At 46.6% G+C, this 21,464-nt stretch carries 14 protein-coding genes; 8 read left to right on the top strand and 6 right to left on the bottom strand.

All coding sequences use genetic code 11. The annotated features are described in order from the left end of the window. Positions 1–92: 92 nt before the first annotated feature. The gene (locus MA_RS01945) at positions 93–1,880 is read right to left on the bottom strand and encodes a hypothetical protein (RefSeq protein ID WP_011020427.1); all 1,788 of its coding nucleotides are present in this window, start codon (positions 1,878–1,880) and stop codon (positions 93–95) included. Between the two features lie 303 nt (positions 1,881–2,183). Here MA_RS01945 and pyrH point away from each other — a divergent pair, with 303 nt between their 5' ends. The 6 genes from pyrH (at position 2,184) to MA_RS01975 (ending at position 6,991) form a co-directional block, all read left to right on the top strand. Further along, the gene (gene pyrH, locus MA_RS01950) at positions 2,184–2,885 is read left to right on the top strand and encodes a UMP kinase (RefSeq protein ID WP_011020429.1); all 702 of its coding nucleotides are present in this window, start codon (positions 2,184–2,186) and stop codon (positions 2,883–2,885) included. Between the two features lie 186 nt (positions 2,886–3,071). Beyond that, complete coding sequence (locus MA_RS01955; RefSeq protein WP_011020430.1) at positions 3,072–4,256, top strand: hypothetical protein; 1,185 nt, start codon at positions 3,072–3,074, stop codon at positions 4,254–4,256. A 69-nt stretch (positions 4,257–4,325) separates the two neighbouring features. Next, positions 4,326–5,441: an ABC transporter permease gene (locus MA_RS01960; RefSeq protein WP_011020431.1), complete on the top strand. Its 1,116-nt coding sequence runs from the start codon at positions 4,326–4,328 to the stop codon at positions 5,439–5,441. A gap of 99 nt (positions 5,442–5,540) precedes the next feature. Then, positions 5,541–5,822: a DUF7557 family protein gene (locus MA_RS01965; RefSeq protein ID WP_011020432.1), complete on the top strand. Its 282-nt coding sequence runs from the start codon at positions 5,541–5,543 to the stop codon at positions 5,820–5,822. Next, positions 5,810–6,073, top strand: coding sequence for a type II toxin-antitoxin system RelE family toxin (locus MA_RS01970; RefSeq protein ID WP_011020433.1), 264 nt, complete (start codon positions 5,810–5,812; stop codon positions 6,071–6,073). The genes MA_RS01965 and MA_RS01970 overlap by 13 nt, the downstream gene beginning before the upstream one ends. A 201-nt stretch (positions 6,074–6,274) precedes the next feature. Continuing rightward, positions 6,275–6,991: an ABC transporter ATP-binding protein gene (locus MA_RS01975; RefSeq protein ID WP_048066087.1), complete on the top strand. Its 717-nt coding sequence runs from the start codon at positions 6,275–6,277 to the stop codon at positions 6,989–6,991. Between the two features lie 87 nt (positions 6,992–7,078). Here MA_RS01975 and MA_RS01980 read toward each other — a convergent pair whose 3' ends face one another. From MA_RS01980 to MA_RS01990, 3 genes are all read right to left on the bottom strand, one after another. Next, positions 7,079–7,543, bottom strand: coding sequence for a GNAT family N-acetyltransferase (locus MA_RS01980; RefSeq protein WP_011020435.1), 465 nt, complete (start codon positions 7,541–7,543; stop codon positions 7,079–7,081). Between the two features lie 63 nt (positions 7,544–7,606). Further along, positions 7,607–8,530, bottom strand: a complete 924-nt coding sequence (locus MA_RS01985; protein ID WP_011020436.1) for a ribose 1,5-bisphosphate isomerase — start codon at positions 8,528–8,530, stop codon at positions 7,607–7,609. A 78-nt stretch (positions 8,531–8,608) separates the two neighbouring features. Continuing rightward, positions 8,609–9,397 carry a helix-turn-helix transcriptional regulator gene (locus MA_RS01990; protein WP_011020437.1) on the bottom strand — a complete coding sequence of 263 codons (789 nt, stop codon included), beginning with the start codon at positions 9,395–9,397 and terminating at the stop codon, positions 8,609–8,611. A 1,484-nt stretch (positions 9,398–10,881) separates the two neighbouring features. Between MA_RS01990 and MA_RS02000 the strand changes: the two genes are divergently transcribed. Then, complete coding sequence (locus tag MA_RS02000) at positions 10,882–11,391, top strand: FmdE family protein (protein ID WP_248698124.1); 510 nt, start codon at positions 10,882–10,884, stop codon at positions 11,389–11,391. After that, positions 11,384–11,821 (top strand): tRNA (N6-threonylcarbamoyladenosine(37)-N6)-methyltransferase TrmO, encoded by a 438-nt coding sequence (gene tsaA / locus MA_RS02005; RefSeq protein WP_048064869.1) that lies wholly within the window; start codon positions 11,384–11,386, stop codon positions 11,819–11,821. Before MA_RS02000 ends, tsaA begins: the two co-directional genes overlap by 8 nt. A 256-nt stretch (positions 11,822–12,077) precedes the next feature. Here the strand turns inward: tsaA and MA_RS02010 are convergent, their stop codons facing one another. Together MA_RS02010 and cobN are read right to left on the bottom strand one after the other, a co-directional pair. Continuing rightward, positions 12,078–16,466 carry a cobaltochelatase subunit CobN gene (locus tag MA_RS02010; RefSeq protein ID WP_226990725.1) on the bottom strand — a complete coding sequence of 1,463 codons (4,389 nt, stop codon included), beginning with the start codon at positions 16,464–16,466 and terminating at the stop codon, positions 12,078–12,080. A gap of 376 nt (positions 16,467–16,842) precedes the next feature. Beyond that, positions 16,843–21,390 carry a cobaltochelatase subunit CobN gene (cobN, locus tag MA_RS02015; protein ID WP_011020441.1) on the bottom strand — a complete coding sequence of 1,516 codons (4,548 nt, stop codon included), beginning with the start codon at positions 21,388–21,390 and terminating at the stop codon, positions 16,843–16,845. Between the last annotated feature and the right edge of the window lie 74 nt (positions 21,391–21,464).

The following is a 21,464-nucleotide window of genomic DNA, read 5'->3' on the forward strand; positions in this document are numbered from 1 at the left end:
AAAAAGAGGTTAAGCCTATAACTTAAACCCTTTCTCCTCTGCCCGGTTCAGGACGTTTTTTGTGGATTGGTGTGATTTCATCCGGACGGTACTCAGATACCTTCCATGGATTCCATTATTCTGACTGCCAGTTTTGCAACGTCCACAGCCTTTTCCCGGGCTCCCGGAATTGCAGCTGAACAGGACTTACCCCCCTTTTCCGCAAGCTTTGCAACATCTTTCGGGTCGGTAACTTTCATTGCAGCTGCAACGGCTGCAGGTACCGTGATATTGATAATTGAGTGCCCCGAAAGCTGAAGTTCGGAGACGGGTATGGCTGCGAGAGGAATGATTTCCAGAAGATCTTTTCGATCATTGAAAATAGCATCCGGGATCACGTTCTGTCCAAGCCCCAGCAGTTCGAAAACCTTACCGTCTATAGTTAATTCAATATCGGCATCGGTGTCAAACCCATAATACGAATTCGTGAAGGGATGGCACCTGCGGGCACCTCCGACCAGTTTTTTGATTTCAATCTTGATATCGTGCCCTGTCATAGCCCCGAGCATCGCAGCTGCCCTGGTTTCAACAGTTTTCTTCCTTTCCAGGTCCAGTTCCATCACGACGTCCTCTACCGACTTTCCGGCTTTTATGTCTTCATATGCCTTTTTTGCCCTCCTGACAATGGCAGCTGAGCGAACACCGTCAGTCCCGAGGATCATGGTACGTGTAATAGGGCCTCTCCTGACCTGTTCGGTTTTTCTTGCAATCGTATTAAGGGCAACCGCAGCGATTTCCGGGTCAAGCCATTCGTTCTTTTTTACTTCTGCAACGATATCTGCAGCCTGTTCGGTATTGCCTTCGAACTTAATCAGGGCTCTCAGGACAATTATGGCATCTGCAGTCATATGCCCCAGAGGAGGCATTATAGGTCCGCCGGAAAAACCTGCCCCTATTTCGACAGACTCTTTAAAAGCACACAGCATCTCGCCAAAAGACATCATCCCGACAACAGTGGGAGCTCCTATGTCTTTCAAGATGACCCCGAGGTCTCCTACCAGCCTGAAGGAGTCATATTCTTCGTCCGTGCCGCGCATATGGAGCTTTTCCGGGATGCCTGCAGCCTGGCAAGCAGCTTTGCCTGCAAGATAGGCACTATTTACTTCAAAAAAGCCTCCGTATTCCTCCCCCACAAAAGCATCAGGGTGAACAATTTCAAGAGCTGCTGCGGCTCCGAGAATGGCCGAAATTATAGGGCTTGCGGAAATCCCTGCCCCCCAGTAAGCCTGCATCATAGCTTCAGTGCCAACTCTCGCCGAATTCATGGCAACTTCAGGAAAACCGATGTCTTCCCCAAGAGTGTTGTGTCCATAAAGAGGACCCCCGGCAACACCCAGAGGAAGCTTCCTTCCATCTATACGGGTTAGTTTGCCTTCTGCCATGGCGTTGTAAATAGCCTGAACCGCCGCAAAGCCCGATACCTTATTGTTGGACTTGGGAGTGGGAACTGCTATAACTCCTGTCCTGTCAGCTCCGGCAATCATACGTGCAAGAGCCCCAAGTTTCCGGTTTCCTGCAGGAACCCCGGCCTGGGCATTGGAGCCTGCAAAATAGCAGATCGTAGCTGCAAAAAGGGCTGCATTTGCCGGGCTTGCTCCGGCTTCTTCCGCAGCTTCAATGCCCTTCTTGAGTACGTGATCGATTTCCAGGCTGCCGCTATCTTCGTCGGTAAGCTGGATATTCACACCCCGGAAAAGCTCCGTAGAGATAGCGTTTGCAGCACAGATAGCACCTATATTTGTCATCCCATGGCCTTTGGTAAGGGCTTCTATTCTATCATTTGTAAGATTCTGGATACTTGATATTGAAGCCATTACTGCGGCATATACTTCGTTATTCAAAAGATATCGCCTCCTCCAAAAAGTAAATTTAAAGTATTTCCCCTCAATAGTTTAAAATAAGCCATGTAAATAGTTATGTATTAACACTGTGACTACCGCAAGAAAATAAAAATCTGGATAGAAAAGTAGATCAAAATCAAGTAAAGATGTGTAAATTTCCGTCATAAACATTGAAAAAGTATGGAACGGAAAAACCTCGGAAACCCTGCATTGCATTGAGAATGGGAAAAATGTGGAAAACTTCGAGTAAAAAATATCATCGATACATTTAAAAATCCGAATTGTCAATGTGTAGAGATCATCATGCTCATAGTACTCTCATTAGGCGGTTCAATTCTCGCAAAAAACCTTGATTCGGATCGTTTTTTAAAATATGCAAATGTTCTGCGCGACATATCCAAAAAACATACACTGCTCGTAATAACTGGCGGTGGGGAAGCGGCACGGAACTATATCGGTGCTGCAAGGGCTATGGGAGCAGATGAAGTAACCTGCGATTACATAGGCATCGATATCACTCGTCTGAACGCAAGACTGCTTATTGCAGCTCTCGGGCCCGACGGATACCCTGAAATTCCCACAAACTATCTTGAAGCTTCAAAAGCCATAAACTCAGGAAAAGTCGTGGTAATGGGAGGAGTTACCCCCGGTCAGACCACGGACGCCGTAGCTGCAATCCTTGCCGAGTATCTGCGGGCAGACCTCCTGACAATTGCAACCTCAATTGACGGAGTTTATTCTTCTGACCCGAACTGCGACCCGAGTGCGGTCAAATACGATAAGATCTCTCCTGAAAAGCTCATAAACATAGTAATGGCAATTGAGATGAAGGCGGGCTCCAAGTCCCCTGTAGACCCGGTAGCTGCAAAGATCATCGAACGTTGCAAGCTCGACGCCCTAGTTATGGACGCCCGGGACCCTTCCCTGCTTGGAGAAATTCTGGGTGAAGAGGTAGCCAAGAAATCTCCGGTTTCCTGCGGGACCTGGATTACGGCAAGAAAATAAAAAACCTGAAGCAGGGCTTTTGAGCCTTTCTCCGGGGAATTAAACCGAACTCCGATATATCAAAAACCGGCTTCAAATACATCAAAACCTAAACATAGAGGTTCCTACATACATTCATATTGCAGAGAGCCAGATAGGTCTCCGACTCTGGTTCCCGGCAGTTTTTGGAAAAAGGAGGAACCGGGCTTGATTCTGCCAGGAAAAAAGAACTGTTTAAAACAGAGAGATTTTACTTTCCGTTTATTTTCTTTAATTGCATTCCTGATATTCTTCTGTGTCCAGGCAGGACCTGTTTCAGCAGCGAACGGGACAGCTGTCGGAGCGGAAAATACCCTTATTATTGATTTTTTCTCGGACCATGACCTGAGCGACGCAACGGTCAGGTTTGAAGAGTCCCTTGAAAACGTTTCTCTTGTTTTTACCCTCAGCTCGGGAAAAGAAATTCTGAAATCGGAAACTTTCAACCTTGGCTCCGTAGAAGAAGGACAGGAAATTACGAAAGTCCTTTTCTGGGAGCTTGAAGAGGACTATGGGAAAGACCGAGACTCCTATACGGCACAGATTTTTGTAAAGGACGGAAGCAAAACACTTGAATCCCGAAAACTTTCCTTTTCTTACAATAACCAGTATCTTTCAAACCTCAAAATCGTGGATTTCTCTGCAGACTCCGAAAAAGCTTCCGTTCTGATAACCCTTATGAGCTCTGCAAATCTCGGATTCGTTCAGATGCCCGAGCCCGCCATGGTAGACCTGGACCTTAAACTCCTTTCAGGTACGGACATAATATACTCCGAGAAGACGGAAAACGTCCCCGTAACGGACGCATACTATAAAGCAATTATCTGGCCCTTCCTGCTCGAAAAAGACCGAAATTACACAGCCCTCCTGAAGTTACATTCCCACTCCCCTGACATTACCACGGCTTATACATCGGACTTCAGGGCCGGAGAAAAAGTGGAAATCATCGATACGGACATCGATGTGGACGAATACGGAGCTAGCGTTACGGTCGCAGGGAAATCCCAGGTGCCCTTTGACGGAGTCATCAGGGTCGTGCTGACTCCTGAAGACGGAGACGTACAGGTCTTTGAAGAAACTGCCGATATCCTGACCGCGGGAAAAGAAGACACCGTGGGAATTATCTGGCAGGGAGTTCCCAGAGGAGACTATAATGTGAAAATATATGCGTTAAACCTTGATGGGGAAGTCCTTGACAGCCACGAAACAGTTCTGCGGGTATTTGAGCCAGTAGCCGAAATAACCCAATCGGAAGAGTCACCAGCCTTCGGGATTAAGACAGCATTTGGAATTTTCCTGTGTTTTGCAATTTTGCTGGGGAGAAAAAAGAGAGGGAGAAAAGAAGCACGCTAAGTGTTCTCGATAAGTCCAAAACAACAGCTTACACTGACAACTTAAAACGCATCCGTATACGGGATTACTATGTTTGACCTGATCATCCGAAACATAACGAACAGGAAAGTCCGGAGCGCACTGACAATCTGCGGGATAGCCCTCGGGATTTTTGCTGTTATAGTTATGGGCGCAATGTCCGAGAATTTCCACCAGACTTTTGAGCGTTCCATGAGTGTAACCAGCGATAAGATCCGGGTTTTTGCCGAAAGCGGGGTCTTCGGAGGAGGGCTCACGGACGATAAGGTAAGCGATGTGCTTCGAGTAGCCGGGGTAAAAGATGCCTACGGGCTTTTAATGACCACCTTTGATGAGGACAAGATGGGAATGACCGGAAAGCAAATCCTCGGTGTCCCTCCTGAAAAGTCCAGCGTTGCCCTTAACCCGGTGGAGCTGAAAGCAGGCCGCTTCCTCAATCCCGGGGATTCCTACAGTGTGGTCGTCGGGAACAACATCAAAAGAGAATACGAACTAGAAATGGGCAGCAAATTCGAAATTCATGATAAATATTTTACCGTGGTTGGGATCCTTGATTATACGGGCTCGATCTTTGACAACGCCGTTATAATCCCCCTTGAAACTGCCCAGGACCTTTACAGCGTGGGAAATTCCGTATCCTACATCTTTGCCGTGCCTGATGAGCGAGTGGATGCAGAGATGCTCTCCAAACGCATCGAGTTAAGCGTAAAAGGCACAAGTACCCTTTCTCCGGGAGAACTTGAGGTGCAGGCAAGACAGTCCTTTATGATTTTCAGCGTGATAACGATCAGCTCAGGGCTCCTTGCAGCAATCATAGGCGGGCTCTGCGTGATGAATACGATGCTAATGTCCGTTGCCGAGAGAACAAGGGAATTCGGAATTTTAAAGGCCATTGGCGCAGAAACCCGGGACATCCTGCTCCTTACCCTTGGAGAAGCTTCATTCATGGGGCTTTTAGGGGGAATCCTTGGAATTATAGTTGGGGTCGGGGCTGTCCAGATCATGAATGCCTGGCTTGAAACGACAAGGATTGTGCTTTTCCTGATAACCCCCAGACTTCTTGTAATTTCCATGCTTTTTGCCTTGCTGATAGGGGCTCTTTCGGGGCTTTATCCGGCTTACAGGGCTTCGAAGATGAGTCCAATGGAGGCTTTGAAGCATGCGTGAGATGGGGGATAAAGAGCTGAAAAAATACCTGATTTTCCCGAAGACTTGACAGTACCTGCAAAGATATATGTTATAACATATAGGCACCTATAGGATACTATGGCAGCCACAACTACAATTTGTCTTGAACCTGAAGTAAAAGAGTTACTTAATGGATTGAAGATCCATCCGCAGGAATCTTATAACTCTGTCGTGAAACGATTGGCTACCAATGCTTATGACTGGGAGCCGCTGAGTGAAGAGTCAATCAAACAAATCGAAGAAGGACTGCGTGATTATAGAGAAGGCAAGTTTTTTACTCATGAAGAAGTCTGGGGAGAAATCGAAAAAGAAAGAAGAGGAAGGACCGGGAAAACAAAGGTTGAAGAATGTACCGAATAATTTATTCTCCTGCAGCTAAAAGAGACTTGAAGAGGTTGCCTGCAGATGTTCAGGATCGCGTGCACGATGCTCTTGAAGAGATAGCAGATGATCCTTATGCGCATGTCAAGAAGTTAAAAACTCCTTATAATTCTCCTATTTTTGCTTATAGAGTCGGCAAGTACCGGGTAATTATGTCGATCCATGATTTTGAACTGATAATCCTGGTTCTCGAAGTCGGAGACCGGAAAAATATCTATAGAAAATTCTGAGCCAAAACTTCAAGAATGCAGAGATTTTACAATAAAACTCGTTTCCGATGAAATTTTACCATCAATTACAGCAAATAAAAAGCTGAGGCATGAAACATTTAAATTAGATATTCTGAAAACATAGATTGTTATCAAAAGATGAGCTTCGAAGACGATCCCAATGGAGGTTTTGAAGCATGCCTGAAAAAAATGGAGGGCCCGATGTCGGCAGAAAAATCCGGAAATAATGGACAGAACAACGGACAAAAAATCATCATGCAGGTTGAAAACCTCTCCAAGACCTATATGCAGGGGAAAATTCCTGTCCATGCCCTTCGCTGTGCCTGTATAACCGTAAGGAAAGGAGAGTTTCTTGCTATCATGGGACCTTCTGGATCAGGGAAATCAACTCTTCTCGCCCTGATAGGTACCCTTGAAAAAGCCACGGACGGGAAAGTCATTCTTGAAGGGACAGACCTTACCTCAGTTCCGGAAAAGCTGCTTCCGAGCGTGAGAAGAGAGAAAATCGGCTTTATTTTCCAGCACTACAACCTGATCCCTACACTTTCTGCCCTTGAGAATGTGGAACTTGCAATGCGCTTTTCGAGGGTGCCAAAAAAAGAGAGGAAGGAAAGAGCAAAAACCCTGCTTGAAGACCTGGGCCTGGGAGACCGCCTGAACCATAAACCCACCGAGCTGTCCGGGGGAGAGCAGCAAAGGGTTTCTATTGCAAGGGCACTTGCGAATAAACCTGCCCTGATCCTTGCAGACGAGCCGACAGGAGAGGTGGACAGCAAAACCCGAGATTCTATTGTGCGGGTTTTCAAGGAATTAAGCCAGAAGGGACAGACAATTCTTGTAGTAACTCACGACCCTGAAGTTGCAAAGGAATGTTCAAGAGTGCTCAGGATTACGGATGGAACGATTAAAGATTATTAGGCTACAGGAATTAAAACAATTATAGTAAAGAGCTCGTCCTAAACCCATTTAAAAAGGTGATAAGGGGTGATCAGGGTTCAAAATGGCTCAATTCGAAACTTGTGCTAAGATTATTTTTCGTACATGGAAACCATAGTGATTATAAAAATCAATTACGTTTTCATTTTCACCTCCTACAGCGACTATTTTTGATTTTACCTTATTTTTATCCAGCCATTCCAGGGCATTTTCCATCAATTGACTTCCAATTCCATGTTTGCGATATTCTTTTTCCACATACAGTGAGTCTATTTCCCCTATCATTTCTGTATTAATTGTGCTAATGCAGTATCCAATATATTGTCCTGTATCTTTATCTTTTACTAAGTTAACTCTCATAGCCACTTTTGAATCATCTGTTAATTCGTTAACTCTATCTTGAAATCTTTTATTCTCATAAGTATCTTCAAAATGTTTCGATTTATTTTTGTGGTAGATTATAAGACTCTGCCATAAAGGTTCTATTAAAGATAGTGATTCCTGTGCGCCTTCTATATATTCAACATTAATCATGTTTTTTCCTTCTTGTTATTTAGCGCAGTACGCCCTATATGTCTATATATCTCTTTAGACATCCTAGATCTCTTCAAACTCCCAGCCCAGGTGCTCTTTTATGACGGTATATGCCATCGCAGGCGGGATGATTCCAATATCTGTTACGATCATATCGATGTATTCTGCAGGGGTGAAGTCAAAAGCCGGATTTCTTACCTGTACGTGAGGGAGATCTGCAAGGACGGAAGGGGCGACTACTTCGTCTGCAGCCCTTTCTTCGATTTCTATCGGGTTTCCCACAATGGTGCTCGGGCTGAACTTGAAAGTTTCGGCAGCTACCATAAAACTTTTTCTGGCTTCGTGGGCGGCAAGAGCGAGCTGAGAAGTCCCTATCTTGTTTACAAGAGCCCCGTTGGCTGCAATTGCGTCCGCCCCAACGATAACTTTGTCCACGCCTTTCATGTAGTAACGTACGGCAGAGTCCACGATCAGGGTTGTTGGGATGCTAAAATCGTTAAGGTGCCGGATCGTCAATAAGCCCTGACGCCGCGGGCGGCTTTCGGTAGCGATAACTGAAATATCCTTTCCGGTATCAAAGGCCGTGGTGATTATGGAAAGAGCAGCATGCGAGTTGCAGTGGGTCATAATAACGTCTCCGTCCTGAATTCTTCTCGACCCTATTTTTCCGATTTTTTCAAGTGCGCGGTCTGCTCTTTTAATAAAAAGGTTTGCATTTGTGATGATTTCCTGTCTTGCTTCTTCCACATTTCCCGAAGAATACCTTGAAGCAAGTTTTACGGCGTTCGGAAGGGAAACAGCTGTTGGGCGGGTACTGATAAGAAAACTCGAAACTTCCTGGATGCTGGTTGCAAACTCCTCCATTGAAGCGACCTCCAGCCCTGCAGCGTAATCCCTGATGGCTTCAGCGGCTGCTTTTGCAATCCTGCCTGCACCCCGGACTTCCATTGTCCGGATCTTTTCTGCGGTTTCCTGAACTTTTTCCATAATATAGAGGATAGATAGAGTCCGATTTATAGCTATCTTCCGGCAAAGTCCGGAGATTTAACCCCGGATTATTTAAATTCAAACCCCGATTATTTCTTCGGACCTGTCCCTGTAGTAAGCAAAAAGATCTTCTCCCCACTGAAGACCAGCGGGATCGAAGCACAGAACATCCTGTTTATGGTCAAAAGTGCCGTCTGAAAAAGGAAGTGTTAGAGAGAGGAACCTGTCAGTAACAACATGAGAAAAATCTATTTTTTCGTCACATACATAGAAACTGGAATTAGACAACTTTAGAAATTCTCTTAATTCAGTTTGATATTCCTCTATTACTCTCCCGTAAACCGTACGGGTAACAAGAAGAGAAATATCCGCCCCCTTTGCTGCGAAAGAGAGAAAAAGATACGGGTAAAGTGGATGAAAAATAGAAGCAATACCCCTGATCCTTCTTGATACTGAAAGTTTTTCCACAAATTCCTTATGAGGTTCAAAGAGATGGGTCCAGTCAGGAGGTTCGGAAAATGTGCAGTTTTCCAGATCTCCAATCCTGTTCCTTAAGGAGAGTGGGATACACTCAACTGCATGTTTTGACCAGTATTCGTAGTTCTTACCAAAAACATTTAATAAACTTACCATTGCCTGCATTCTGCCAGCTACAGCTATGCCAAGAGGAGACAGGCTGTAAACGTCTTCTGCCTTGAATACAAGAGAATCATCCCTTAATTTTTTTAGTTGAGGAAGTACAGCTACCGCACTGGTATTCAGATATTTTTTTATTTCTTCGGTAGTTTTTGGCCCCTCTTTCAAGAATAAAAGAATATCTTTTCTTTTCTCAGAGAAGAAAATTAATTCAAGAAGCTGACTGTTCATGTTTTTGAAATATAGGTAAGCACGTGATAAGTATCTTTCGTATATTTCACCGCTTTTCCCAGAAAAATTATCAATTAACTAAAAATTACCATGTGTCTATATAAAAAAAATTTATTTTATAGCCCTTATAGAAAAGTATAAATCCAAATAAATATTGCAGAGTAAAAAATTAGAGGAATTAAGGATGTGAAATTGAATTTTCAGGTCAAAAGGCCTTGATTTTGAAGCTGCTAAATTATTTAATGAGAAACAAATTTTAAGGTCGTATAGGTTATATACCTCAATAACATAAAGAGGAAGTTGACGATTAAGAGTTAAGGGGTTTTTCTCTTAATCGTATAGGGGTTGAATCACACAGTTGGGAGCCGAATCAGAGGTGGCAAACGGCTCCCAATTCTAACACTAATATTTTTTAAGAGCCAAAATCCACGAAAAACGGAGTAATCCAGACTATCCAGGCATTTAATTTTTTAAAAAACCGGTTAGCTGGACAAAATAAATTAAAGAAGTTTGGGGCCGGGTGGAAGAACTATGAAAAGGAAAGTTTTTGGTAGAGAAAAATCGATAGCTGAAACCCCACACATGAATTTTTTGAGTTAAAAAAACTCTGATTGTGTATTTTAAAATCCGGAAATAAATTTTAAAGATGAAAGAAAGGGAAAAAATATTTAGCGTTTTCAATTATGTTGAAAGTTTTAATATCGTCAAAAAATTTGATGTAAATAAATATTTTAAAGAAATATAAAAAAGTAGTGACCTCATTTTTTTGATGAATAAGCAATTTTTCATGTCGTTTATGTTATATAATTAGAAACCATAAAAAGGAATATAGATTGAGAGCAAGGGGTTAGCTCTCGGTCTGATGGGGTTGGATCATCGGTAGGGACCTGTATAAGGGAAAAATGGTCCCTATTATCCTAATCAGGATATAGCGTAAAGCTTGAACTTTTTTTCCGGAATTAAAGAACTATTTTTAAGCCGACATAATTTTTCTTAACCAGTGTTTCTTAAACAGTGTTTCTTAAACAGTGTTTCTTAAACAGTGTTTCTTGACCAGTGTTTCTTCTTTCTCTAAATACCAATAGTATCAGGAGACAAATTCTATGAAAGCATACCTGAGATAGATAGTAAATGAGAAATAAAATAGTGGAGGAAAAGTCCAACTCTCCTGATGTTAAGGTACATGAGAAAAAAAGCACCGAAAAAAGAGGGATATACCACACTTTGCAGCTGCTAAAAACAATGCAGGAGATTGATCTGCGATTAATACTTCATATTTTTTTTGTAATATCAATGAAATACAGAATTTATAAATAATAGTCAACGAATATGAAACTGATCTATTAAATTAATCAGAGATACCAGAAAAAGGAATTAAAGTAGGAGTTGGAAACCTGGAATTCAATAACGCTGATTTTGATACTGCTGTAAAGTTCCACGGACATGTCTGTCCGGGCATTTCCATAGGATACAGAGTCGCTGCTCTGGCTGCCGACCGTTTCAAGGACAGGAGCGAAGACGAAGAGCTCGTTGCAGTCGTGGAAAACAGGTCGTGTGCAGTGGATGCGATTCAGGCGATCAATGGCTGCACCTGCGGGAAAGGGAATCTCATCTTTAAAGAACACGGAAAGCATGTATATACTTTTTTCAAGAGAGGGGACAAAAAAGCCCTCCGAATTTCCATGAACCCAGATGCCTTCCCCCAGGACAACAGACACACGGCACTCTTCGCAAAACTGAGAGCAGGCGCTGCAAGCCCTGAAGAAGCAGAGGAATTCAGGGTTTCCCACGCAGCAAAAAGCCAGAGAATTCTGGAAATGCCTGAAGAGGAACTTTTCTTCGTGAGTGAAGTGGAAATCGAGCCCCCGGAAAAAGCCATAATCTATCCTACCATTATATGCAGCAAATGCGGAGAAGGCTTTATGGAGCCCCTTGGAAGGGTGAAAAACGGAGAAATAGTCTGTATTCCCTGTTTTGAGGCAAAAAATGAATGAAAGTGCAGAGCCAATCCCCGAAAAAGTCGAATTTACCCCCATAGGCTATGTTGAGAATGATTACCTTGAGCCCGGGCATAACGAAGAGATCTACGGAAAGGTTTCAAAAATTATCCTCAGAAAAGACCTGGAAGACGGGCTTTACAGGGTAGACGAACTTGAAAAACTGTATATTCTCTTTTATTTCAGCAAATCAAAAGGGTATAAACTGATCCACCGCCGCCATTATGACGGGGAGATGTCCGGGGTTTTTGCCAGCAGAAGCCCATTCCGCCCGAATGGGATAGGACTGACCATCGTAGAGTTCTTAAAAGTAGAAGGCAACGTGCTCTACGTAAAGGGCCTGGATGCCATCAACGGGACCCCTGTACTGGATATAAAACCCTATATAAAAAAGCTTGAAGAAAAAACAGAAGAAAGTAAAGACTGAAAAAGATATTAGAAGGCAAAAGGCAGAAAAAACAGGCGTTCAGGAACAAAAACCTGACACTCGAAATAAAAATCAGACATTAAGAATCAGATATTGAGAGATAAAACCAGGCATACAGGAATAAAATAGAGAAATAAAATAGAGAAATAAAATAGAGAACTGGAAAAGGTCTTTCCCGCATAAAAAGAAAGGAAAAAAAGGGTTTCCCCTTTTCCAGATACCTTAGCTGTTTTTAACATTCGGGTTTATTTATACCTTAAAACTTTTTCTTCCGTATGCCCAGGTAAATTCCTCCGGCCGCAACCAGTACGAAAAGGGTTCCTAAAATGTCCGCACCCGAGAAGGACATCCCTCCCCCATCCTCATTTTCAACAGTCTCCTGCGTCATTTCATAGCCTTCGACATAATCAGGATCTGCAGAAGATCTTGAGACTTCGGGTGCAGGTTCGGGAGAATCAACCCCGTATCCGGCATCTTCCTCCATAACAGTCTGATTGCTGCTCTCAGAACTCCGAATCACAGGAGTTGAACTCCCCTTGTTCCCACTGCTGCTGTGCTTTTCAAATACTTCCTGCTCAAGGGATTCCTGCGTAGCTTCTTCAATTGCTTCGGTGAAACCGGGGACTGAGACCAAACCTGCAACATAGCTGTTGAGAGTGGGGTTTCCGCAGGTGTGATGACAGCATGTGACTCCGTCTTCCACAACGGATTCCGCATACTCCCTGGCAAGCTCTTCCAGGACTTCATCGGAAGGATTCCAGTCTCCCCTCCTTACGGATTCGATGAGGTTAAGGGCAATTGACTGATAGGCATAAGGGTTCGTATTTTTCAGGTGTTCGGTAACCCCCAGGTCATACTGGTCCTGGAAATAGGTTTTGTAGACTTCATTCCACATGTCCTCCGTAACCAGATCGGGGGTAGCAACTTCCCATACCCGCATATTCTCAACAAAAGCATTCATATAACGTGTCCCGTCATACCCGTCCTGCATCATGCCTTCGATCCATGTGGGGTTCATATAACGAGAACGGAGGTCCCGGCTCAAGAAATGCTGCAGGGTTTCCACTCCTTCCTGTCCGGAGCTGCGCAGGTTATTGATGTACATGTCAGGACTGCTGCCTCGAACACTTTCCACTGCCATGGAAAGCCCTCCGAAATAGGCTGCAACCATCGGGTGCTCAAGCACTCCGTAAACATTGGATGTCCGGCTAAAGACCCCGACTTCCACATCAGCAAGGTTTTCCCGGAAGACATCCGTATACTGTTCTCCCCAGATATTTTCCCCGTAGACGTATCCCATACGGTCGATATAGAGATCTGCGATATCTTCCCTGTCTTCCCAGTCCGCTCCGGAAATGGCATTTTCGATTCCCGGAGTATACGAACCGGGTGACGGGCAGAAAATACGAGATGTGGAAAGGTTTTCAGCAGTTTCCTGATCATACCCGGCAGCCAGCAAAGATTCCTCAATCCTCTCAGAGTTCTGTTTTACGTAGTTAGGATAAGTTTCATCATCAGAAGCATTTGCTGCAAGTTTGACCGCCCTATCGATCAACTGGAGCCGGCTTGCATACATGTCGCGGTAGGACCCGGAAGTCGTGACCAGAACATCTATTCTGGGCCTTCCGAGTTCATCCGAATCGATCAATTCCACGTCCTGTACCCGCCCTTTGCTGTCCCATACCGGCTTCACGCCAAGGAGGTAAAAGATCTCGGACTCCATAGTCCCCTGGTTCCTCGAAGTCTCTATGGACCAGAGCAGGAAAGAGACTTTTTCAGGATAGGTCCCGTTTTCAGCAAGCCGCTGTTCGAGAAGTTCGTCTCCGAGTTTGACTCCCACATTCCAGGCTGCCTTAGTAGGCACCAAACGGTCATCAAAGGTACAGAGGTTTCTTCCGGTCGGAAGAGCATCCGGGTTTCTGATAGGGTCCCCTGCAGGTCCCGGAGGGATGTATTTCCCTTCCAGAGCATCGAGAATGCGCGGAATCTCAATGGTACAGGCATTGATTCTCTCCGTATACTCAAGGGCAAGCTCAAGGTCAGAGCTTACATTCTCCGAAGTCGTACCCAGCACCAAGTTCTGGGCTTCTTCGGCTGTCCTTCCGGAAAGTACAGTCTCATTGAGAAGAAACGTCGTCAACCCATCCGTAGAGTTTACTTCCTCAACATGGGCTTTGAAATCATCCCCGAGCATTGCCTCGACCATTGCAACCAGGCTTTCTCCCGTAGGGGGCTCACTCAGGGTATGCGAACCGTAAGGCATGAAGATAGTCTTCAGTTCTCCGAGGTAGGCGTCCAGGTCCTCGATGAAAGCATCGGTTTTTGTTTCGTTTCCGGAAATGCTTTCAAGGTCCACTCCCAGGTCCGTGTCAAGGTCAAGCTCCCTGGTAGTATTAAGGATGAGCTCTCTGTATTCGGCCTTGACTGCCGGGTCATATGCCTGTTCGAACAGGTTTATGTCCTGCTGGAGCAGCGTCAGGTTTCCGTAAAGCCCGGAAGGTACAATGGTTGGGGTCAGGAAGTCCACAATCAGCATGTTCGCCCTTCGCCTGTCAAAAATCCCTTCGGCATCCATCGGAAGTACATGAACCATAGGCATATCCTGCAGGAGAATCGCACCCCAGTCCTTTGCGGAAAGCCCGGATTCTTTTCCGGGCATCATCTCAATACTCGAAAAAATCGTGAAAAGAGCATCTGCTCCGTACTCCTCTCCCATGTACTTGTAGAAAGCCAGACACTGGTGGGTCGGAGGGATCGAACCGTCATAGTAGGTCACGGACTCATCCTGGTCCCAGCCCCACATCGGATCGGGAGCAAGCAGTATATTTCCGTATTCGAGCTTCGGAATTACGAGATACTTTCCGGTCTCGTTTTCCCAGACCATGATCTCTCCGGGAGCAGGCCCCCAGATCTCTTCCATCTCAGCCTGCTTCTCTTCAGGGAGAGAATCAAACCACTCAAGATACCTGGCTTCAGGAATGAGGATAACATCTCCGTTTTCAACAAGGGAATCAAGAACTCCCGGAGCCCAGACCCCCACATTATGTCCTCTTTCCAGCATGATTTCGGCAAGTTCGTCCCTGTCCGGAAGACTGTCGTTTCCGAGGTTGTATCCCCTTTCCTTCATTGCTAAAAGGAGGTTTGCAAGGCTTGCCTGAGCGTCCAGGTAGTAATCAATGTCAGCCCCGATTTCAGCTTTCCCGGCTTCTGCAGCATAATAGGGGATTACGATCTTCTTTTCGGAGTTTGCTTTGCGGTGGAGTTCGGTCCAGGAAATTGTCCTGTTTACCAGCCATTCCACCTGATAGTCGATCGGATAGTAAACCGAATCTCCGATGGAAGGGTCCTTGCAACCGATTACTATGGGCTCTATGATCCCGTCCATCTCCGCAGCCGAAAGCTGGTAAGTTTGCTCGGGCCCGACCCCATGAGAGGAGTTTTCCCATTCCTCCGCACTCACATCGTAGAAAAGGCGGATTCCATTCAGGGGGATCACATTCCAGGTCTTAAGGTCCTCGATTCCCTGTTCGGAGTCGGCATAGTTGAAGCGAGAACCCCGGGAAATTATGACCACACTGTCTGCGATACAGCTCCCGTTCATCATTAAGTAGTCCCTGGAGCCTTCGTCTTTATATGAATAAGTAGCAACAACCACATTGCAGCCCCGGGATTCGAAGGAATCGACAAGAGCCTCCACAAGCGGTGCATCCCTGGTGTCAATGTACGTGAAACTATCCGAGATAATCCCCACAGTGGGCCTTGCAGGGTCATAAACATGCTCATCATCGCCTCTGTTAAGGTACCAGTCAAGGTAATCGCTGGCAGAGGAATAGACTTCCGGGGCATCGGGGTGGTAAAGCCCGTATAAAGGACGCGAAACGGGCTCTTCGATCACGTCATACCTGTCTGCGAACTTAACCCCCACAAAAGTAGCAAGCCTCTTGAAGTTTTCTTCCGAATCGTATGTGAAATATTCAGTAATATCAGCATAATTCGGGTCCGAGAGGTTGACATTGTGCAGGTTGTAAGACTGGATCAGGTCTCCCAAACTGATAATATAAGCCCCGTTGGCTTTTGCCTGATTGACGGTAGGAGAGATAGCTTCTATTACCTGGGCGTCAAGGTTTCTCATTATTATAATATCCTTGTCGCTCAGATCGAAGCTCAGATCCTCATTGGAACGCCCGAAGTACGTACTGATATTAATGACTCCGGAGAGCTCAGGGTCAAGAGCCACTTTATCCATCGTCAGTACGGCACTTTCCCTGGAAAAGACAAAAGCAACTTCAAGCTTTTCCGGGTCCTGAACGCCACCTCCATAAAACGTGTCGTTCATGTATCTTATGAGCGTTTTGATGTTGTGGTACCCTCCGGCTTCCCAGAGCTCCGTCATATTCGGATCGTTTGAGTTCCCCAGGTCAAAACCTTCGGGAAGGTCATAAGAAACGATGTGTGCACTCTGGTTTAGCGTACTGTTGATGTTTGCGAGGGCCTCCTCGTCAAGGGAAGCAAGAAAGAGCACCTTTTCTGAACTGAAGTCCGTGGAATTTGCTTCGGTGGCATTATAGAGATTTATAGTCACTCCCGGATCACCTTCAGCAAGCACGGCTTCAAATGCCTCCGTATTGTTCTCCGCTCCCAGCACGAAACTGAATGTATTTTCCGCTGCCGCGGCTGTCGATATCAGCGAGCTTAAGAGCATTAATAGCAATACCGAAGTTAAAAATTTTATACAAAAGTTTTTTTGAATAGAGATACATCTATTTTCAAACATATCGAAACACCTGTAGTATGCAGTCCGTGCCTGTGTGTGTGAAAACGGAGGTACGGACCGATCTTCAATTATTTTCTGAATTTGGGACTTTTTTAAGGAAAAAAACATAAAGTGGATAATATATTTTTGAGAGTGTTTTTGGATCTGACCTTTAAAATTTGGCCTTTAGAAAAGGACAGAAAGTGGAGAATAAGGCATGTTAAAACCCCACTTTCCTGAAATTCACCGGACTCATCCCCACCTGAATTTACATTTTCTTCTTCCGCATGCCCAGGTAGATTCCTCCGGCAGCTGCAACCACAAAGAGGGTCCCGAAAATATCCGCACCCGAGAAGGACATGCCTCCTCCATCCTCATTTTCAACAGCCTCTTTCTGCATCTCGTAGCCCTCCACATAATCGGGATTATCTGCCATTTGGACCTCAGGAGCAGGCTCAGGAGAATCGACGCCATACCCGGCATCGGAATTTTGAACTGTCTGGTTGCTGGCAGAATCCTCGGGGCTTGACTTGGCAGTCTGGTTGAGTTTTTCGGCAACACTTGTCTGGTGACCTTTGCTGCTGTGCTTTTCAGGTTCTTCCTGCTCAAGGGACTCCTGCGTAGCCTCTTCGATTGCCTCGGTAAAACCGGGAACAGAGACCAGACCCGATACGTATCTGTTGAGGAGAGAGTTTCCGCAGGTATGGTGGCAGCAGGTGACCCCGTCTTCGACAACGGACTCCGCGTAATCCGCAGCCAGGCTTTCGAGGATCTCGTCCGAGGCATCCCAGTTGCCTTTACGGGCCGTCTCAAGCATCCGGGCTGTCATGGACTGATAAGCATAGGGGTTATTCTGCTTGATCCAGTCGCTGAGTTCCCGGTCTGCCATGTAAGTCCGATACACCTGGTTCCACATATCATCACTGATCAGGTCAGGGTTTGTGGCTTCCCAGCCCCAGAGGTTTTCAATGAAATCCGCCATTTCCCCGGCTCCCGCATAGCCGTTCCCCTGCATGCCTTCGATCCATTTCGGGTTGAAATAGCGGGAATAAGTTTCCCTTGTGAGGAACTCTTCCAGGGTTTCGACCTTCTCGTCTCCCCCGGTCAGCATGTTCGTGATAAAGGAATCCGGGTACTTCCCTCCCGAAACGGAGCTGATTGCGAGATTCAACCCTCCGAGGTACTGGAAGAAATCGTCATTGTCCAGAGTCCCGTAAAGGTTTGTGCTCCGGCTGTGCACCGTGGCTTCGACGCCCTCAAGGTTCTTTTCGAAAAGCTCCCTCAGGTTTTCCCCCCAGATGTCTTCTCCGTAGGCGTTGCACATCTTGCTGAGATAAAGTTCTGCAAGCGCATCATTACTCTCCCAGGTATCACTTGCAGCGATCGCATTGGGGAGCCCTGTGCCGTAGTCCCCGTCCGCAGCCCCGAAAATCCTTAGCAGGGCCAGGTCCAGAGCCTCAGTTTCATTAAGGGAGACCTCACTCATCAGCGAAGATTTAAGGGCTTCGGCATTTTCCCGGACATAATTGGGAGAATCTTCCTGGGCATAAGCCACTTTTACGGCTTTGTCCAGCAAGCGCACCTTATCAGGGTACATGTCCCTGTAAAGGCCCGATATCTGGATCACGACATCAATTCTGGGCCTGCCCAGAGTCTCCATGGGGATCGCTTCCACATCAACTACCCTGCCGCTTTTCCACACAGGCTTGACCCCGAGCAGATAGAGGATCTCTGCTTCCATGACTCCTTCGTGCCTTGTGGTCTCCCCGGCCCAGAGGATGTAAGCTACCTTTTTCGGGTAGGTCCCGTGTTCGGCAACATAGGCTTCAAGCACCTGGTCAGCCATTTCCTGCCCGAGCGTCCAGGCAGCTTCTGTTGGCACTATGCGCTGGTCAAAAGCATAGAAGTTTCTTCCCGAAGGCAGAGCATCCGGATTTCTGACAGGGTCTCCTCCCTGATTTCCGGGAATGAACCTGCCGTCCAGTGCGTTTAGAACCTGCCGAATTTCCTCTTCTCCGAGAGCCAGGTTTGCAGCATATTCTTCCGCACTGGAAAGGAAGGTACTGACGGTTTCGTTCTCTGTCCCGAGAACCTCTATCTGCGCCTCGGAAGAATTGGCACCCCGGTTCAGGACCAGATCCAGCAGATAGAGCTGGGCCCCTTCGGTTTCGTTGAATTCGTTTACCGAATCGGCAAAGTCAGTGCCAAGCATCGAATTTACCATCCCCGTAAGCTGTTCCCCTTTCGGGCTTGTGCCCAGGATGTGCAGCCCGTAAGGCATTGACTGGCTCTTGTACTCATCCAGAAGTTCCTCAAGGCCTTCCAGGAAAACGTTATCAAAGTAAGTCTCGTTGTTTTCCGCTTCGGTCATGTTGAACTCATCGTCCAGGGAAAGGGACAGGGTCAGGTTTAAAACCTCAGACCTGTGAGCCGCTTTAAGGGTGGCGTCTGCTTCTGCCTGTTCATAGTTAAAGATCGCTTCGCTCAGGTTTGCATAATCCCCATAACTTCCAGCGGAAACAATCGGAGGGACAAGGTGATCGACTATAACTGCTCCACCTCTGCGTTTTGCCTCATTGCCCTCTCCAAGCCCGTCCATCACATAAGGATAAATCACAGGCAGGTCCCCGAGCATCAGGGAAGGCCAGTCGTAGCGCGTAAGCCCGAATTCTTTTCCGGGAAGCCATTCCTGAGTCCCGTGCCTGCCGAAATGCACGAGGGTATCACTGCCAAACCCGCCTTCCTCTTCGGAATGCTGGAGCCAGAGGTAGAACGCAATGTACTGGTGGTGGGGAGGCAGTTCCGAATCGTGGTAAAGGGCCTCATTGTCATCAAGCCAGCCTCTGGAAGGCTGAGGAGCAAGAAGCACGTTATCCCCAACCTCGATTCTGGGGATTACAAGGTATTTTCCACTCTCGTTTTCCCAGACCATGATTTCCCCTGGAGCCGGCCCCCACTGGTCGATGACTTCCTGCTGCCTCTCTTCGGGAAGCTCCGAAAACCATTCCTCATATGTGCTTTCAGGGAGAAGAACGACTTTGCCCGTATCAACCATCTTCTCGAGTTCTCCGGGGGCCCAGGTTCCTATGTTTATGCCCTGAGTCAGCATCAGGTTAAGGAGTTCGGTCTCGTTCGGGGCCTGGCTTTCGTTCAGGGCATATCCTTCGGCAGCCATAGCATCAAGCAGGCCGGAGAGACTGGGGACGACATCAAGATAGGAAGCTCCGATGTTGTCCTTTCCCCCTCCATGGTTATAATAAATGATAGCAACTTTTTTCTCGGATTCGGGAATCTCCCCGAGCTCTACCCAGCTTTCGACGCGGTCAATGAGCCAGTCCACCTGGTAGTCTATGGAAACTGACATCTCGGTCTCGGTCTCAGGGTCTACTTCCGTTGCAGCCATTATTACAGGGTCGATAGCTCCCCAGAGTTCCTGCAAATCGATCTTCATCATCTTATCCGCAGGAAGCGGCCTGCTGCTGGCTTCATACTCGGTCCTGTTCATGTAATTGTTTACGATGCCGTTGATTACGGGCACATCAAGTTCCTCGGCATCAAACTTGTTGCCAAAGTACGTAAACGAGATGATGGCGTCCACAAGGACTTCGTCCCCCTGCTTGAAAAAGTCCCCGGAAGGAAGGGAATCCGCCCCGTAAGTGGCGATAACATTATAGTCCCTGGCTTCCAGTTCCGAAATCAAGGCATCGATGGGCTCAATCTGGAAGGGGAAATAACTCTGGTACATGGTAATCGCAACTGTGGGCTTTGCCGGGTCGTAGACATGCCCTCCGTCACTTCTGTTTGAGTACCAGGCAAGATAGTCATCCAGGGAATCGGTGAAATACCCTGTCATGTTCGTATGATAGATCGCCCTTTCGGGAAGCGTGTGCGGGTCCTCATACAGGAGGTCGGTCCTCCCGCAGCAGTCGCTGGAGATGCAGAATACAAGGTTTTTCAGGTTGCTCTGGTCGTAAGCCCCGTTAAGCCAGTAATTGTTCAGTTTTTCTCTGAAGCTCTCTATCTGGTCTTCAGGAAGGGGAATACTTTCGTTTAGCAGGGTGTCGTCATCAATAACCACACATCCGTTAGTAATCGCACTGTCCACCGTGGGTGTGAGCTTCAGGGCGGTTGAGGCGCTTAACATGTTGATGTAGATAACGTCCATCCCGCTCAGGTCGACGTCATTTTCCGTCACATAATCCGCCATAAAATAACTGAAAGTGAGGTTCAGGCTGCTGTTATTGTTGATCTCTTCCATAAGGTTCTTGAGGGGAAGCTCATGGCTCCGGTATCCGGTCACAACGGCAATGTCCAAGTGCTGGCCGGAACCGGAGGAAACCAGAGTTTCGTTTATTACCACTTCCCTCAACAAAAGAACATCTGTAAAGCCCAGAGGCAGAGGGTCGGCATTCATCTGCTTCTGGCGGGTGAGCCCGCTGATTACAGCACTGCCTGTAAGGTCACCCCCGCTGCCCTTAAGGTCAAGAAGCGCCTGGGACCCGTTTGCATCGATATCCCTGCTAGAAGTATCAAGATTCACCGAAAGATCCGTACCCAGGACCCGGACCTGTTCGTCGGCACGGCGCCATTTGTCCTCGTTGTAGAGAGCAACAAGCGTATAGTTTCCGTTCGGAATCCCGGAAAGCACGTAATTGCCTTCAGCGTCACTGGTAGTGTTGGCGATAAGTTCGTACTTAATGTCAGTACTGCATGCCGCAGGAGTTGCGGAAAACAGCATTAAAAGGATTAAAACTGCTAATCCGGCAGCTTTTATTTTATTCAAAGGGTCTATTTCGTTATTTATCCATTCTTTCATAATCCCTACTCCAGAAGATGATTAAATTTGGTATGTGGAAAGCTCAGATCGTAATCCTGATTCTGTTAGCCGTT

The sequence above is a fragment of the Methanosarcina acetivorans C2A genome (assembly GCF_000007345.1).
Classification (GTDB): domain Archaea; phylum Halobacteriota; class Methanosarcinia; order Methanosarcinales; family Methanosarcinaceae; genus Methanosarcina; species Methanosarcina acetivorans.

Bases quoted from the DNA above. Each gene is read 5' to 3' on its own strand.
- pyrH (WP_011020429.1), top strand. From the start codon at position 2,184: ATGCTCATAGTACTCTCATTAGGCGGTTCAATTCTCGCAAAAAACCTT.
- MA_RS01960 (WP_011020431.1), top strand. From the start codon at position 4,326: ATGTTTGACCTGATCATCCGAAACATAACGAACAGGAAAGTCCGGAGC.
- MA_RS01965 (WP_011020432.1), top strand. From the start codon at position 5,541: ATGGCAGCCACAACTACAATTTGTCTTGAACCTGAAGTAAAAGAGTTA.
- MA_RS01970 (WP_011020433.1), top strand. From the start codon at position 5,810: ATGTACCGAATAATTTATTCTCCTGCAGCTAAAAGAGACTTGAAGAGG.
- MA_RS01975 (WP_048066087.1), top strand. From the start codon at position 6,275: ATGTCGGCAGAAAAATCCGGAAATAATGGACAGAACAACGGACAAAAA.
- MA_RS01980 (WP_011020435.1), bottom strand. From the start codon at position 7,543: ATGATTAATGTTGAATATATAGAAGGCGCACAGGAATCACTATCTTTA.
- MA_RS01985 (WP_011020436.1), bottom strand. From the start codon at position 8,530: ATGGAAAAAGTTCAGGAAACCGCAGAAAAGATCCGGACAATGGAAGTC.
- MA_RS01990 (WP_011020437.1), bottom strand. From the start codon at position 9,397: ATGAACAGTCAGCTTCTTGAATTAATTTTCTTCTCTGAGAAAAGAAAA.
- tsaA (WP_048064869.1), top strand. From the start codon at position 11,384: ATGAATGAAAGTGCAGAGCCAATCCCCGAAAAAGTCGAATTTACCCCC.
- cobN (WP_011020441.1), bottom strand. From the start codon at position 21,390: ATGAAAGAATGGATAAATAACGAAATAGACCCTTTGAATAAAATAAAA.